Source organism: Oscillatoria salina IIICB1, from assembly GCF_020144665.1.
GTDB lineage: Bacteria > Cyanobacteriota > Cyanobacteriia > Cyanobacteriales > SIO1D9 > IIICB1.
The window spans coordinates 108,477-122,776 of the sequence record NZ_JAAHBQ010000023.1 but is presented as its reverse complement, the minus strand read 5'-3'; the positions used below and the strand labels follow the sequence as shown (position 1 = coordinate 122,776).

The window sequence follows — 14,300 nt, the reverse complement described above, 5'->3', positions numbered from 1 at the left end:
ACAGTGGATAATGCCGTGGATGCAGCTTATATTCGATTAAAATCATCGGAAATTGTTGACTCTGAGACAGTTAGTGACGATATTATTTTTGACTACGATAAGGACGATCGCGTCATTGGTGTAGAAGTGTTGCGTTTTAGCCGTCAACAGCTAGATAACCTACTTAAGACTATTCCTTTTGAGAGTGAGTCACAGAAAAGTGAGTTAATCAATTTGTGGAACTTTAAGAGAGCGATCGCGTAAAACCAAGCTTACCTAACTAAATACTAAAATAATCAAGTACCTCTTTTGATTGAGCTTACTGATTTTCATCATCAACCAGTGCGGCTAAAAACTTACTGACAGAACCAACTTTTACGTTTCCTTGAGCATATTCTTCGCGAACTTCAGTGATTTCTTGTACTAATTGCTTGCGTCGTTGTTCGTGCAAGCGATTCTGAGTAATATCTAACAGTATTTCTCGATCTTCTAGGGATAAAGCTTCTACGGCTTCAAGTGCTTGTTGAAATGCGGATGTTTTGGCTATTTAACTCATAGGTAAAATTTGACGAAACTTAATTGGGTGGGGAAATTCCCACCCTAAATTAATTATGCTCCGACTGCTTCTTTAGCAGCGTACATTACTTCGAGAGTAATTTCATTTATACCCCGATCGCGGGCAAATTTTTCGGTATTGCGCTTGACTTTTCCTCGAACAAAACCAGGTACTTTGTTTAATTCGGCTTGGGCTTCTTTGTGCCAATTTAAGTCAGAATCAGCCGAAATTCCTTTGGTAATAACTTCTTTGGTATCGTGTCCGCCAAAAATTTCTAAGAGGTGGTCTTCCATACCAAGAGTGAAGGAATTATAAACTAAGTCAACAACTTGATTTGCGCCTTCGTAGCCGAGGAAAGGACGATAACCAACGGGGAAGTTTTGGATGTGAATTGGTGCTGCAATTACACCACAAGGAATGTTTAAACGCTTACCAACGTGACGTTCCATTTGGGTACCAAAAATGGCAGAGGGTTCGATACGCGCGATCGCGTCCCCGATAGCTCCATTATCGTCGCTAATTAAGATTTCGTCACAGTATTCGCTAACTTGCTCTTTAAACCAGTCGGCATCATACTTACAGTAAGTTCCCGCTAAAACGACGTGAATACCCATTTCTCGCGCTAAAATCTTCGTCATCGCCGCAGCATGGGTATTATCGCCGAAAACTACGGCTTTCTTACCAGTTAAATTCTGACAGTCGATGGAACGAGAAAACCAAGCCGCTTGGGAAACAAAACGGGTTTGGTTGTCGATATAATCTTCGTAGTTAACATTTGCGCCTTGTTCGTTGAGTACCTTGGCGATCGCGCGCAGACAACGAGCAGTTTCAACTACACCCATCGGTGTAATATTAACGTAAGGCATTCCTAACTCGGCTTGCAAAAACTCCGCAGCCATCATTCCCACTTCCCGATAAGGAACCAGGTTAAACCAAGCGCGAGGTAAGTTTTTCAAATTGTGAACCGATGCACCTTCGGGAATCACTTCGTTAACTTCTATTCCCAAATCAGCCATCAAACGCTTTAATTCGGTGCAGTCGTGGTTATTGTGGAAACCGAGGGTTGTCATTCCGATGATGTTTACCGAAGGTTTTTCCGTCTTTCCTGACGGTAAATCACCGTTTTTACGCGCTTTATTGATGTAATATTGCACGATTTGACTCAGAGTGCGGTCAGCCGCTTGCAGTTCGTTGACGCGATAATGGTTTACATCTGCTAGCATCACATCACCCTGAGCATCTAACTGGGCGCGATCGACAAAGTTTTGCAAATCTTCCTGTAAAATACTCGAAGTGCAGGTAGGAGTGAGAACGATCAGATCCGGTGTTTCTTCTTTGTCTTTACGGACGATGTTGTCAACCACCTTTTCTTGAGAACCTCTCGCCAGCACATTGCGGTCTACAATGCTTGCTGTGACTGGCGTGTAGTCGCGTTCCCGTTCTAACATCGATCGCATAACATTGAAGTAGTCGTCACCCAGAGGAGCGTGCATGATCGCATGAACATTTTTGAAAGAACTAGCAATGCGTAGTGTACCAATGTGAGCGGGACCTGCATACATCCAGTAAGCTAATTTCATATATTTGTCTCTCCAGCGAGTTTCTGCGTTGTTAAGGTTTTAATCTACACTGCTAAAGCATTGTCTCAAATGTTTCGGTAATTACATCAGTACCCACATAAGTCTTTAACATCGGCTCTAAGTGGCTGGAACTAGCTTATTGACTGGGATTTCGTCTCTGAGTTAAACAACTTTTCTGTTGTTTAACTGAAATTATTCTTAATTTTTAGCTACGTTTTGTTGTAAAAATTAGCTGTCTCTAAGCAAGAAAATAACAAAAATTAACACTATTGTTAAAAATACTTAAATAGACTTGACAGATTGCCGCTCGCCCCTACGAAAAATACTTTATAGTCAAAGCTTCGTCCATCAAAAATTATTGTAAATTTCAAGCTAATTTTTTCAATTAATCTAAAATAGACAAACTTAATTTTGTGCTTCGCGTTGTTGGCGTATTGCTCTAGTAGCAGCTTCATGTTCGGCGAGAGTTTTACTGAAAACATGAGTACCATCGTAACGAGCAACAAAATAGAGAAATTCAGTATTTTCTGGATTGAGAGTAGCTTGGAGACTATCCTTACCCGGACTAGCGATCGCTGTAGGCGGAAGTCCGGGATTAAGATAAGTGTTATAAGGGGAAGGAGTTCTTACCTGAGCGAAAGTTAAAGGTTGGTCGGGAGTTTGTTCGATTCCGAGTCCATACTCAACAGTAGGATCGGTTTCCAATCTCATATTACGAGCCAAGCGAGCGACAAAAACACCAGCAATACGAGAGCGTTCGCTATCAACCACCGCTTCTTTTTCCACGATACTAGCTAGCGTCACCCATTCCTCAAGACTAAACTCAGTTTGGTTTTTACCTTCTTCGTATAAAGGTAAAGCCACCTCTTGAAAGCGATCGAGCATCAGTTCGATTACTTGTTGAGGAGTAACATTTTTACTACCTAAAATATAAGTATCCGGAAAGAGAAACCCTTCCAAATGAGGCAAACCATCCGGCAACCAAGGATATTGTTGTTGAGGAATAATCTTAGTTGCCGCCACAAATTCGGCTGCGGGGAAAAAGCCCAAAGAAGCCAAATAATCTGCCATTTGTTGGATATTCCAACCTTCCGGGATAGTAAAGCTAAATTGAACCGTCTCACCAGACCAAATTTTTTCAGCGATCGCTGGTAGCGGTTGATGGGGAGACAGTTGATAAGTACCTGCTTTGAAACTACCCTGGCTTTCAGTTAAATTGAGCCAATATGCCCAGATTTTCCAAGCCAAAGCCGAATGAATCAAACCAGCAGCATCAAGATCCTCGCCAATTTGTTCAGTTGCCGTACCTATGGGAATATAAACTTGGATTGTTTCAATCGAATCAGACTCAACTGCCGACACCACCGAAGTTGCCGTCGGCGAAATCGCCCAACTCCACCAAGCCCAAGCTTGCCAACCGCAAATCCCAACCGTTAAGGGTAAGATCGCTAAGTAAAACAACCATTTAAAGATACTAACTGGGGATTTCATTTAGCCAATAAATCAATCTAATTCATCAAAAAGTAATTCTTCCAAAGACGGTTGCACTCTCTGGAACTCTTCCGGTGAGAGCAACTCTAGTTTACCTCCTGCCTTGGGTTGAGCAAAAAATAGTAAGGGAGTTAAAGGGGTATAAATTTCATATTCTGATTCGAGATGATAGAAACCAGTCAAAAATTGGAATTCTTCGGACTTAACTTCACCATCATCTTCCTCAAGTTCGACAGTGAGAAGATCGTCTTCTTCTGGTTCAGGTAAATCGCCAGCAACAGTTAAAGTAAAGCCAGTCAGCTTAAGAGTTAAATTCTGTTCGGCGAGAACTGCTTTAGCATCGTCAAAGATTTGGGCAATTTCCTCATCATCTTCGATTAAAGTAGCCCCAGAAGCTTCATCTTCATCTTCATCATCCCAGGCAATAATGACCACAGGCGAATCTACTGGGAGCAGCAGAACATAAGTAGAACCTTGTATATCGAGAGTACGCTCCACATAACAATTCAGCGATCGCCCAGTCTCATCAGTCAGGGTGACAATCTCCGTATTGGAGTCTTCATTTTCATCATCAAATCTGGACACAGGCATAAACATTAGTCACTCTTATTGCAACCTTCAGAATATCACCAAGGGCGTTGCTAAGAAGAAAAATCTAGCTTGGTTTATTTTGCTGATTTTTCCGATCCTGCCAACTCTTTGCTGATGACCAAATACAACCTTTACTGAAACCTGGTTCAGGTGATTGGCGTGCTAGTAAGCTCTCAACTGTCCCAACATCCGTTAGGTTATATTGTAGCGGCGTAATCGTAATATAGTTTTCCCGAATTGCTTGAACATCAGTCAGCATCTCGGCTGGTAGGTGCAGATGATCTGGTTGGGTAATGTCTTCTACGACCTCACCTGCTAGCCAATAATAGCTTTTACCGCGTGGGTCAACCCTCTTTTCAAAACTCTCAATATAACGCCGCAGTCCTTGACGAGTAATCGCAACTCCGGCAATTTCCGTTTGCTTTACAGGTGGCACGTTAACATTAAGCAAAGTTACTTCTTCGAGTGGCTGTTTGCTTAATTGGTCGAGTAACTGTCGGGCGAAATTAGCCGCGACGCTAAACTCTGGGTAAGTAAAACTAGCTAAAGAGATGGCAATACTAGGAATTCCCTCGATTACACCTTCCATTGCCGCAGAAACCGTGCCAGAGTAAAGTACATCAGTGCCAAGATTAGAGCCATGATTAATCCCAGAAAGGACAAAATCTGGGCGAGGATCGCAAACAGCAGAGAGGGCGAATTTTACGCAGTCAGAGGGCGTTCCCGAACAAGACCAAGCTGTGACCCGGGAATCAAAAATCGATTCGACAATCTCAGCCCGAATAGGTTGATGTAAAGTAAGTCCGTGACCAGTAGCAGACCTTTCGCGATCGGGACAAACGACTGTAACTTCGTGACCAGCTTGGGCTAAAGTGTTAGCAAGGGTACGAATGCCTTTTGCTAGAAAACCATCGTCGTTGCTGATGAGCAATTTCATTCTTCTTTGTCAAAATTTATCGCAACAGCCATCTGTCAAATCATATCTTAGGATTTACTCAAAGTAACGTAAAATTGGGCTCAGCAGAGATCGTCCCATTGGTTGAGTTCGTTCTTATTAGTGGCGTAGTGATGCAGGATCTCGTCCTTTCTCATGACACAATTACTTTGTCAGTTCGCTAGCTCGACAAACTTTTGCGAAAATGGTTTTGTAGACAGATGTACGATTTTTGCTAACTCAAGCATTGCTAACGACCAAATCATGCCTAGTTCTCTCGAAAATATTTCTACTCAGCTTACTTCACTAAAACAAGAAGCAACTAAAGCTCTCACTGCTGCTGATACTCTCGAAGCGTTAGAACAGCTACGAGTTAATTATTTGGGTAAAAAAGGACAGCTATCCCAAATTTTGCGCGGTATGGGTAAGTTAAGCCCGGAAGAACGACCGCGTCTTGGTGCTTTAGCTAATGAAGTTAAAGAAGCTTTACAAATAGCTCTCGAAACTCAGAAAACTGAACTCCAACAAGCTCAAATCCAAGCTCAACTAGAAGCAGAAACTGTTGATGTAACTATGCCTGGGGTTAGTCGTCCTTTGGGTCGCGTTCATCCCCTCAATGGTATGGTAGACCGGATGCTGGATATTTTTGTCGGTTTGGGTTACACCGTAGCTGAAGGACCGGAAATTGAAACTGATTACTATAATTTTGAAGCTTTGAATACGCCTGCGGATCATCCAGCTAGAGATATGCAGGATACTTTGTATCTCTCGGAAGGTAAGTTGCTGCGAACCCAAACTTCTTCGGTACAAATTCGCTACATGGAGACGCACGAACCACCGATTCGGATTGTAGCTCCAGGTCGAGTTTATCGTCGGGATACTGTTGATGCAACTCATTCTGCTGTTTTCCACCAATTGGAAATTCTCGCTATTGACAAGAATCTTACTTTCACCGATCTTAAAGGCACGATTAAGGAATTTTTACGGCAAATGTTTGGGGATGACCTACCCGTACTGTTCCGGGCTAGTTATTTTCCTTTTACTGAACCTTCCGCAGAGGTTGATGTGCAATGGAAGGGTAAGTGGCTGGAGGTAATGGGTTGCGGGATGGTCGATCCGAATGTGTTGAAGGCGGTAGGTTACGATCCAGAGGTCTATACTGGTTTTGCTGCTGGTTTAGGAATCGAAAGGTTTGCGATGGTACTGCACCAGATTGACGATATTCGTCGTTTATATAGCAGTGATTTACGCTTTTTACGCCAGTTTTAAAGGGATTGGGGATTCAGTTACCACGTAGCCGCATTTACCAGTTATTAGTTAATCCTCGCAATTGAAAATAATACCTATGTCTTGGACAGCAAATTTACAGCCGGATTTGATTCTTGGAGGTTCGATTATTAGTATTACTCCGGAATTGCTTCAGCAATACCAACTCAAAGGACTCATTTTAGATGTGGATGAAACTTTAGTACCGATCCGAGAAAGACAGGTATCTGAGGAACTGTTGCAGTGGGTTGAAGAAATTAGACAAGTAGCAAAGCTGTGGTTGGTAAGTAACAATATTAGTCAAAATCGGATTAGTAAAATTGCTAAATCTCTTGACTTACCTTATCTTTTGGGTGCAGGTAAGCCTTCTCGCAAAAAGCTTCGACAGGCATCTCAGGCGATGAGTTTACCTGTGGAACAAGTGGCAATGGTTGGCGATCGCCTTTTTACTGATGTCCTCGCTGGTAATCGTCTGGGAATGTTTACTATTCTCGTTGAACCAATGGTCGATCCTGCTCTCACTTCACCTAGTCACCCTTTGCGTAACTTTGAAGTTTGGTTTTCTGAGTTACTCGGAGTCTCAATTTCAGGAAAACAACAAAATTTTACACAAGTCGAAAAATCTTGAAAAAACTAAATATAAAGAAAATCTTAGGAAAAAGAAAGTGGAGAAAAATTTCTGGCATTCTTAATAATGGTTCAAATGGGGTCAGCTAAGATAAAGACCCTAAATATAATAAAAATCCTTTAATCCGAGCGCTATTGTCTCACAATCGTGGGTGTAGCGCTCTAAAGCTATCGATAGCTGCATTTTTTGGTTATTTAAGATTAAATTGGTTATTAGCAAATTAAAGTAAAAATGTCAAGAAATTGCTAAAAAACTTAATGCAGGGCGAACTTTGGTAACTTGTTGATGCAAATAATGCGGATAGTGAGAAATGCCACAAACTCTGGTAGTAAAAATTGGTACGTCTTGTCTGACTCAACCGACCACAGGTCAGCTAGCGCTTTCGACCATTGCAGCACTGGTTGAGACCTTAAGTTATTTGCGCCAACAAGGTTTCCCTGTCGTCTTAGTTTCATCGGGTGCAGTCGGAGTTGGTTGTGCGCGGTTGCACCTTAAAGAACGTCCCCGTAAAATGGCATTGAAACAAGCGGTAGCAGCCGTAGGTCAAGGAAGGTTAATGCGAGTATATGACGACCTGTTCACCTCGCTACAACAGCCAATTGCTCAAGTTTTGCTCACTCGTCGCGACTTAATCGAGCGTAGTAGCTACGTCAATGCTTACAATACATTTCAGGAATTACTAGAACTAGGTGTAATTCCCATCGTCAATGAAAACGATACCGTTGCTGTTGAGGAATTAAAATTTGGTGATAATGATACCCTCAGCGCGCGAGTGGCAAGTTTAATCGAAGCTGATTGGTTATTTTTATTAACAGACGTAGACAGACTTTATTCGGCAGACCCTCGTGCAGTTCCCAATGCCGAACCGATTACTGTAGTGAAAGCAGAACAATTAGCCAAATTACAAGTAACAGCAGGGTCAAGTGGTTCCCAGTGGGGAACGGGAGGAATGGTGACAAAATTAGCCGCCGCGCGGATAGCGACCAGTGCTGGGGTGAGAACGGTAATTACTCAAGGACGAGATCCCCAGAATATTAACAAAATACTTCAGGGAGAGAAACTCGGCACTCAGTTTGAACCGCAACCCCGTACCGATAAAGCTCGGAAGCGCTGGATAGCCCACGGTTTAATCGCTAAAGGTAAACTTTATTTAGATGAGGGGGCAGTAGCGGCAATTTGTCAAGGGGGTAAATCGTTATTGGCTGCGGGTATTATTCAGGTAGAAGGGCATTTTCAACCTGACGAAGCAGTGCAATTATGCGATCGCCAAGGAGTAGAAATTGCTCTCGGATTGGCGAACTACAGTAGCACAGAGATCGAGAAAATTCAAGGACATCACTCCGAAAAAATTCCCGATCTCTTAGGCTATGCAGGTGCAGAAACCGTAGTTCACCGCGATAATCTCGTCATTCAGTATTGCCCGCTTTAAAATGATTCTGGAGGCGCTATCTCAGCCCCAACAGCAGAGCGATCCAGTTCAGATAATTCCGCTTGTAAGTCATTTTCAGCATATTCTTGCGTCGGAGAAACCGAAGCAGGATCGAGATCCACTTGGGGTGTAGTGCGATCGGAAATTAAAGCTAGTCCGCCGATCGCACCCGCAACCAAACCCGCATAACCTAAGTAGAGATGGATTGAATTAAGTTCTAAAGAAAGCGGCGATTTGGGTTGATGATACCAAGATGGCACGACCGAGGTTGCTGGAGTTGGTAAAGAAGCAGCGATCGCACCACCATCAAATCCTAACGCATTCGCCATCCGACGAATAAAACCCCGCACATACACATCTTCCGGTAGTTCCTCCAGACAACCCTGTTCGATTGCCTTAATATGATGATGGGGGACAAGGGTTTTATTATATAACTGTTGTACCGAAAGGGATTGGGTAAGACGTGCTTGTTGTAATCTTTGACCAATTTGACTCAAAATCTCTTGTCGTTCTTGAACTGCTTTTTGCGCTATCTGTTCTGCTTTGGTAAGTTTTTTACTCACCTTAGTTACACCCAAAGGTCTTCGCTCTAAATCAAACTGTTCTGTTTCTAATTTTCGAGCAATTTTATCTTCTTTCTCAGTATCAGTAGTAACTTCCTCAGTAAAATCAACAGTTGTCCCAGAGGATGAAAAATCTTCAGTTTGGGTGACTACAGGAACAAAATTATACTGTTTCGCAATTTGGCGAAATGCTAAGCGAATCGCTTCTCGTCCCACTGCTTTTACTAAAATTTGCGCGTTATCAACTGCTTCTCCCAACATGGTTTGTAAACCAGCCAAAGTGCTACGATAGACTTCGCTCTCTAACAATTCTGTTTCAATTTGGTTAAGAATCGAGCGCAGTCCTTCTTGAGTAATTTCAATCGGGGAAGATTCGCGAGTATTTATGCAAGATACAGATTGCAAACCCATAGCTTTTCTTCTTTTTTGCTTCAGTAACTACCAATCGACAGCCTCCACACACCAACTGCAATGGGACAATAACCCTTCTTACAACGGACTTAGGCTGTGCTGGTTCTCTTTTCACTGAGTCCGGAAACCTTCCGGAGAGTTAGCCAGTCAAAAATAAATTAACCTTGCACCACTAGGTACAAGGTTAATTTTTCAATGGAGCCGAGCAGAGTCGAACTGCTGTCCAGACTAGGTATTAACCGCCCGATCGTTCACAGGTTTAGCTCTTCTGACCCTCAGAGCGGGAACCATCAATTATCCCTGATGGCGGGATGCTCTGGTTAGCTCTTTGCTAACAAACCGACCAGAGGCAGTTTATTAGCGCATCCGTTGGGGTTGTGTTCTTAGCCCTTAACGGAGTCAGACTAAGAACGCTCGAACCTATGAGAGGTGTTTAGGCAGCTACAGGAGCCGCTTTACGAGCAAATGGAACGATGTTGTTCGCAATTACATTTTTTTCGAGCCTAGTATTTGCGAGAGAAGACTCACTCTCGACCTGCATCACAGGAAAGCCTTCGCTAGCCTGTCGAAACCGTGACGGCCCCGTGCAATGCGTACCTTTATACTAACAAGTCTGGTTAAAAGTTGCAACTTTTTCTGCTGCTCGGGGCAAATTTGAGAGCGGGGGGGTGAAAATGTTTACATAATTTGCTGTAAACAAGATAAGTCAGCATTACCAAAATGGATGCTGAAAGCCAGATGGAGATTTTCCAAAGATTTAACTAACCAAGGAACGCCATCTTGAGTAGATGACTCATAGTGATTAAATAAAATAGAGAAGCGTTTTTCTAAAAAAGGCTTAACTTTACGGCAGATGAGTAAAATTTTGAGCAGTAAGACAATGGTAGCTGTTACGCCAATATTGGTAATTAAATCAACGTAAACGTAGTGATTAGGTCGTTGGGGACTTTCTACGACCAAAAAGTTTAATAACTGACTAGAAGTGCGCAAAAGCAAAAATTCGTCAGGTTTGTGAGAATCGCTTTGAGGTAAGGTATTTTTTAATTGATTGTAAAGTCGATCGTTAAACTTACGCTGACCGTATTTGGTATCTAGGGAAGAAGTTAGGTAATCGTATAACTCGTCTTTAAATACGCGAAAAGAAGGTACTTGGGAACTCTGAGTAATAAAATTTTCCGCAAGATCGCGGTGGGTTTTACCACCTTCAACTTTACCGACAAATTGTTTGAGAGAAGCGCCTAATTCGCGATCGCTTAATAAGGTAGGATTTTTTACTGGTGGCATTTCGCTAGTTTGTCGCCGCTTACCGCAACTTGCGCGGCGTACTTGATAAGTGACGTACTGAGAGATATCTAGCTCAAAACGACGTTGAATGCGGGCTTGGACTTGCCGCACTGTTTCTTGATGCTCGTAGCTGCTGTCTTCACTGAGCAAACAGTATTCGTATAAGTAAGGATAGCGATTAATTAAACTACCTACCGACTGACGATCGTCGTTGTCGCTAGTTCCGACTTTATCGTTAACTACTTGAGCTAAACGCCGTAGAGTTAAATATTGTTCGGAAGAGGTAAAATCTTTAACTAAACTGCGTATGCGCCTCGTACCGCGAGCAGAGGTAAATCCAGGTGGAGGTAATTTGGTAAATAAATCTACCAAATCAGGAATTGCTGCTTGTAGATGCGGTTGCATTTGCCAGCGATTAATGAGAATGTGACAGCAACGATTGAGGATATATTTAAATTGCTGTTCTGCCTGTCTAGAATTAACAATATCCAATAGGGCTGACCGAACTTGATAATCTGTATAGTCAGTTCCCTGAATGAATAAATTGCGAATTCGAGCGAGCAACTCGCTGGGCGATTCTGTCTGTACGCAGTACAGTAAGTGATCGTAGAGCTGCTCCTCTCCTGGGCTTGTTTGTCGAAGGTAACAGTCTGAGATAGTGGTCACTGCCAGGACTCCTGTGTGCCAAAGTCAGGGTTATGGATAAAATGATTCAGCCGTTGCCGAATCAGTTTTTCTTAAGTGCGGTTTGTTTAGATAGTAGATGCTAATTTAGTAGATTGACCCTGATTAATCGTCCTAAACACGAGGAGAAAAAATATACTGGCTTAGGCGTTGACATTTTACCGCATTCACATCCTATCCTATTGAAGGCTCGAGCGACTTCCGGGAATATACTGGGAGATTTTAAAGTTTAGGTAAAGTGAAAGCTAATTTGAATTAACTATCTTTACTTTAAAGGCAGATAAGCACATTAAAGGTGACGTTAATTGCCATTAGTGGTTTAAGTTGTGATTCAATATTGCGATTATTATCTATTTGGAGAGTCAAATTTATTTTTATGCCTTGTCAATTGTCTCTAAATCAACTCAGTGAAATTCTCGATAGTCCGAGAAGAAATCAGCATCAGCATAATCTTGCTCGAATGGCAACTGGAATTACTACTGATACTCGCACTTTGAAACCGGATGAAGTGTTTATCGCTTTGCGAGGAGAAAAATTCGACGGACATCAGTTTGTGGATACGGCTATAGCTAAGGGAGCGATCGCGCTGGTGACGGCGAAGGATAATGAGGGGGAAATCCCGGCAAATGTGGCTGATTTCCAAGTTGAAAATACTCTCGAAGCTTATCAAAAAATAGCTTGTTGGTGGCGATCTCGCTTCGATATTCCCGTAATTGGTATTACCGGATCGGTGGGGAAAACTACTACGAAGGAATTGATTGCGGCGGTTTTATCAACTCAAGGAAAAGTTCTCAAATCTCAAGCTAATTATAACAATGAAATTGGCGTGCCAAAGACTTTGCTGGAGTTGGATCGAGATGATGATTTTGCTGTGGTAGAGATGGCGATGCGGGCGAGAGGTGAAATTGCTTTGTTGACGAAAATTGCTCGTCCCACGATTGGTGTAATTACGAATGTGGGAACCGCACATATTGGTAGATTAGGATCTGAGACGGCGATCGCCCAAGCTAAGTGCGAGTTATTAGCCGAAATGTCTGAGGACGCGATCGCGATTCTGAATCACGATAATCAACGTTTGCTGACAACTGCGAGGACAGTTTGGCAGGGAAAAACGATAACTTATGGTTTGGAAGGTGGCGATATTCAGGGAAAACTCCTCAATCCCGAAACTGTCCAAGTTGAAGGAATCAATTTCCCTTTACCTTTACCCGGTCGTCACAATGCCTTAAATTATTTGGCAGCTCTAGCTGTGGCGAAGGTGCTAAATATTGATTGGAGTCAGTTAACAACGGGCATATCAGTGAGTTTACCAGGCGGGCGATCGCGGCGTTACAATTTACCTAACGATATTGTCGTTCTCGACGAAACTTACAACGCTGGTACCGAATCAACGATCGCTGCATTACATTTACTCAAGGAAACCCCAGGTAAGCGTCATCTTGCCGTACTGGGTACAATGAAAGAACTCGGAGTAATGTCGGCTCAATTGCACGAAAAAGTCGGCGAAACTGCACAAAAACTAAATTTAGAGGCAATTTTCTTGTTAATTGACGATCCCGAAGCCAAGGCAATTGCCACAGGTGCAAAAAATATTCCCTGTGAATATTTTATCAGCCACGAAGAAATGAGCGCAAGATTAAAAGAATTCGTTCAACCTGGCGATCGCCTCTTATTTAAAGCTTCCAATTCAGTTAGACTGGATCGAGTTGTCGAACAGTTTTGTTCTCACCTCGAGGCGATCGATCGCCATCCTTGAGATAGATAAAAAGTTGAGTCTCTCCAGTTTTCCAGAGACTCAAACTTTAATTTTAAGGTAATAATTTCCTTCCTCGCGCTTAGTTAAGGTGGCGCTAGCAGGAACTTTACCCTTTAATAATCCTCGCTGGTAATTACCTATTGCCAGCTTGAATCTTTCTCTCCCTCCAACTAAGGTTAAACTAACTGTCCAATCTGCCTCTTTGAAAGTAAAGATTCGGGCATCATAGTCTACTCTAGTCGGGTGATAAACAGGAAGAGATTTACCCTGTTTTTTCGCAACTTTGCGATCGGTAGCGATACGATTGATCGCCCTAACAGCGAGATTTGCTGAGAGTCCAAATTTCTCTCTAATGTCTCTGTAGACGAGAGATTGTATTCTGACATTATTTGTCAGCTTGGGATCGACTTCTCGATTGATGTAATTACAAGCATCGCTGAAGGCTCGAAAAGTTGACTCTAGTTTATTAATTTGATCTGATGTTACTTGTAGCTTACAGGCTACTTTTTGTACTTCTTCCATTGCAGAAGTCATGTGGTAACCAAGTGAAATTATGCACGAAAAAATGTTTTCATCGAAATGTGGTTTTTTGATTTCCAAACCGGCTGGAAACCACCCAGCCTTTGTTAGTTATGCTTGTGGTTCAATAAGCAATATTCTACTTATCTTTTTCTTCCACATACATTTCTGGTTCGACAGCAACGTTATTCATCTGTCCGGATTTATTAATTCCATATCCACCAGTTGTATGTACTCCCGTTTCTTTTTCTTGCTCTTTTAAAGCTTCGACATCTTGCTTATTTGCTTGAGGATTAGTTCCGGTAGGAATTACTTCTTCTGGGGGATTGACTGCTGTGGTTTGTGCTGTTTTTGGTGTTTGACTTTCATTTCTTGGCGCACCTCTACCAGATTTTGCTTCTCTAGAATTTTCTTGCATCTCTTGGATATTTTCTTCCTTAGCCATAGTTTTATACTCCTGTTTTTTCTATAATTAACCGCAACAATCTACCGCGCCATCAATTTGACGGCGGGCAATCAAAGACGGTTTGGATCGTTAAAATAACCTTACCTTAATCTCTATCGGGCTTGACTCTTTCGGGAGGATTAAATTGCTAAAAATTTAGTTCAACACAAAGATATAGATAGAT

General features: G+C 42.4%; 14 protein-coding genes and 1 other RNA gene. 5 read left to right on the top strand and 10 right to left on the bottom strand.

Annotated features, from left to right (window positions below; all coding sequences use genetic code 11):
* On the top strand, positions 1-243 hold a 243-nt coding region (locus G3T18_RS09005), incomplete at its 5' end, for a DUF2283 domain-containing protein (protein WP_224410211.1).
* Positions 244-298: 55 nt separating this feature from the next.
* Here G3T18_RS09005 and G3T18_RS25490 read toward each other — a convergent pair.
* The 5 genes from G3T18_RS25490 to surE all read right to left on the bottom strand — a co-directional run bounded on the left by G3T18_RS25490 (position 299) and on the right by surE (position 5,134).
* On the bottom strand, positions 299-430 hold the full coding sequence (locus G3T18_RS25490; RefSeq protein ID WP_263480322.1) for a hypothetical protein: 132 nt from the start codon (positions 428-430) through the stop codon (positions 299-301).
* 158 nt (positions 431-588) lie between these two features.
* Positions 589-2,115, bottom strand: coding sequence for a ferredoxin:protochlorophyllide reductase (ATP-dependent) subunit B (gene bchB, locus G3T18_RS09000; RefSeq protein WP_224410210.1), 1,527 nt, complete (start codon positions 2,113-2,115; stop codon positions 589-591).
* Between the two features lie 405 nt (positions 2,116-2,520).
* Entirely contained in the window at positions 2,521-3,606 is a 1,086-nt protein-coding gene (mltG, locus tag G3T18_RS08995) for an endolytic transglycosylase MltG (protein WP_224410209.1), read from the bottom strand.
* Positions 3,607-3,618: 12 nt separating this feature from the next.
* Positions 3,619-4,203, bottom strand: coding sequence for a DUF3727 domain-containing protein (locus tag G3T18_RS08990; protein WP_318013945.1), 585 nt, complete (start codon positions 4,201-4,203; stop codon positions 3,619-3,621).
* Positions 4,204-4,261: 58 nt separating this feature from the next.
* On the bottom strand, positions 4,262-5,134 hold the full coding sequence (gene surE / locus G3T18_RS08985; RefSeq protein ID WP_224410208.1) for a 5'/3'-nucleotidase SurE: 873 nt from the start codon (positions 5,132-5,134) through the stop codon (positions 4,262-4,264).
* 261 nt (positions 5,135-5,395) lie between these two features.
* Here surE and pheS point away from each other — a divergent pair, with 261 nt between their 5' ends.
* The 3 genes from pheS (at position 5,396) to proB (ending at position 8,454) form a co-directional block, all read left to right on the top strand.
* Positions 5,396-6,400 carry a phenylalanine--tRNA ligase subunit alpha gene (pheS, locus tag G3T18_RS08980; protein ID WP_263480327.1) on the top strand — a complete coding sequence of 335 codons (1,005 nt, stop codon included), beginning with the start codon at positions 5,396-5,398 and terminating at the stop codon, positions 6,398-6,400.
* 76 nt (positions 6,401-6,476) lie between these two features.
* On the top strand, positions 6,477-7,025 hold the full coding sequence (locus G3T18_RS08975) for a YqeG family HAD IIIA-type phosphatase (protein ID WP_224410207.1): 549 nt from the start codon (positions 6,477-6,479) through the stop codon (positions 7,023-7,025).
* Positions 7,026-7,335: 310 nt separating this feature from the next.
* Entirely contained in the window at positions 7,336-8,454 is a 1,119-nt protein-coding gene (proB, locus tag G3T18_RS08970; RefSeq protein ID WP_224410206.1) for a glutamate 5-kinase, read from the top strand.
* On the opposite strand, the gene G3T18_RS08965 is transcribed toward proB, so the two are convergent.
* The 3 genes from G3T18_RS08965 to G3T18_RS08955 all read right to left on the bottom strand — a co-directional run bounded on the left by G3T18_RS08965 (position 8,451) and on the right by G3T18_RS08955 (position 11,276).
* Positions 8,451-9,428, bottom strand: a complete 978-nt coding sequence (locus tag G3T18_RS08965) for a helix-turn-helix domain-containing protein (RefSeq protein ID WP_224410205.1) — start codon at positions 9,426-9,428, stop codon at positions 8,451-8,453. The two genes, proB and G3T18_RS08965, sit on opposite strands and share 4 nt — an antisense overlap.
* A gap of 193 nt (positions 9,429-9,621) precedes the next feature.
* Positions 9,622-10,012: a transfer-messenger RNA gene (gene ssrA, locus G3T18_RS08960) on the bottom strand.
* A gap of 94 nt (positions 10,013-10,106) precedes the next feature.
* Positions 10,107-11,276 (bottom strand): hypothetical protein, encoded by a 1,170-nt coding sequence (locus G3T18_RS08955; RefSeq protein WP_318013944.1) that lies wholly within the window; start codon positions 11,274-11,276, stop codon positions 10,107-10,109.
* A gap of 496 nt (positions 11,277-11,772) precedes the next feature.
* Here G3T18_RS08955 and G3T18_RS08950 point away from each other — a divergent pair, with 496 nt between their 5' ends.
* The gene (locus tag G3T18_RS08950; RefSeq protein ID WP_224410203.1) at positions 11,773-13,152 is read left to right on the top strand and encodes a UDP-N-acetylmuramoyl-tripeptide--D-alanyl-D-alanine ligase; all 1,380 of its coding nucleotides are present in this window, start codon (positions 11,773-11,775) and stop codon (positions 13,150-13,152) included.
* Positions 13,153-13,191: 39 nt separating this feature from the next.
* Here the strand turns inward: G3T18_RS08950 and G3T18_RS08945 are convergent, their stop codons facing one another.
* Positions 13,192-13,686 (bottom strand): hypothetical protein, encoded by a 495-nt coding sequence (locus tag G3T18_RS08945; RefSeq protein ID WP_224410202.1) that lies wholly within the window; start codon positions 13,684-13,686, stop codon positions 13,192-13,194.
* Between the two features lie 124 nt (positions 13,687-13,810).
* Positions 13,811-14,116, bottom strand: coding sequence for a hypothetical protein (locus G3T18_RS08940; protein ID WP_224410201.1), 306 nt, complete (start codon positions 14,114-14,116; stop codon positions 13,811-13,813).
* Positions 14,117-14,300 lie beyond the last annotated feature (184 nt).

What these genes read in the sequence shown, in the direction of transcription:
- bchB (WP_224410210.1), bottom strand. Translation starts at nt 2,115, where the DNA reads ATGAAATTAGCTTACTGGATGTATGCAGGTCCCGCTCACATTGGTACA.
- mltG (WP_224410209.1), bottom strand. Translation starts at nt 3,606, where the DNA reads ATGAAATCCCCAGTTAGTATCTTTAAATGGTTGTTTTACTTAGCGATC.
- G3T18_RS08990 (WP_318013945.1), bottom strand. Translation starts at nt 4,203, where the DNA reads ATGTTTATGCCTGTGTCCAGATTTGATGATGAAAATGAAGACTCCAAT.
- surE (WP_224410208.1), bottom strand. Translation starts at nt 5,134, where the DNA reads ATGAAATTGCTCATCAGCAACGACGATGGTTTTCTAGCAAAAGGCATT.
- pheS (WP_263480327.1), top strand. Translation starts at nt 5,396, where the DNA reads ATGCCTAGTTCTCTCGAAAATATTTCTACTCAGCTTACTTCACTAAAA.
- G3T18_RS08975 (WP_224410207.1), top strand. Translation starts at nt 6,477, where the DNA reads ATGTCTTGGACAGCAAATTTACAGCCGGATTTGATTCTTGGAGGTTCG.
- proB (WP_224410206.1), top strand. Translation starts at nt 7,336, where the DNA reads ATGCCACAAACTCTGGTAGTAAAAATTGGTACGTCTTGTCTGACTCAA.
- G3T18_RS08965 (WP_224410205.1), bottom strand. Translation starts at nt 9,428, where the DNA reads ATGGGTTTGCAATCTGTATCTTGCATAAATACTCGCGAATCTTCCCCG.
- G3T18_RS08950 (WP_224410203.1), top strand. Translation starts at nt 11,773, where the DNA reads ATGCCTTGTCAATTGTCTCTAAATCAACTCAGTGAAATTCTCGATAGT.
- G3T18_RS08945 (WP_224410202.1), bottom strand. Translation starts at nt 13,686, where the DNA reads ATGACTTCTGCAATGGAAGAAGTACAAAAAGTAGCCTGTAAGCTACAA.
- G3T18_RS08940 (WP_224410201.1), bottom strand. Translation starts at nt 14,116, where the DNA reads ATGGCTAAGGAAGAAAATATCCAAGAGATGCAAGAAAATTCTAGAGAA.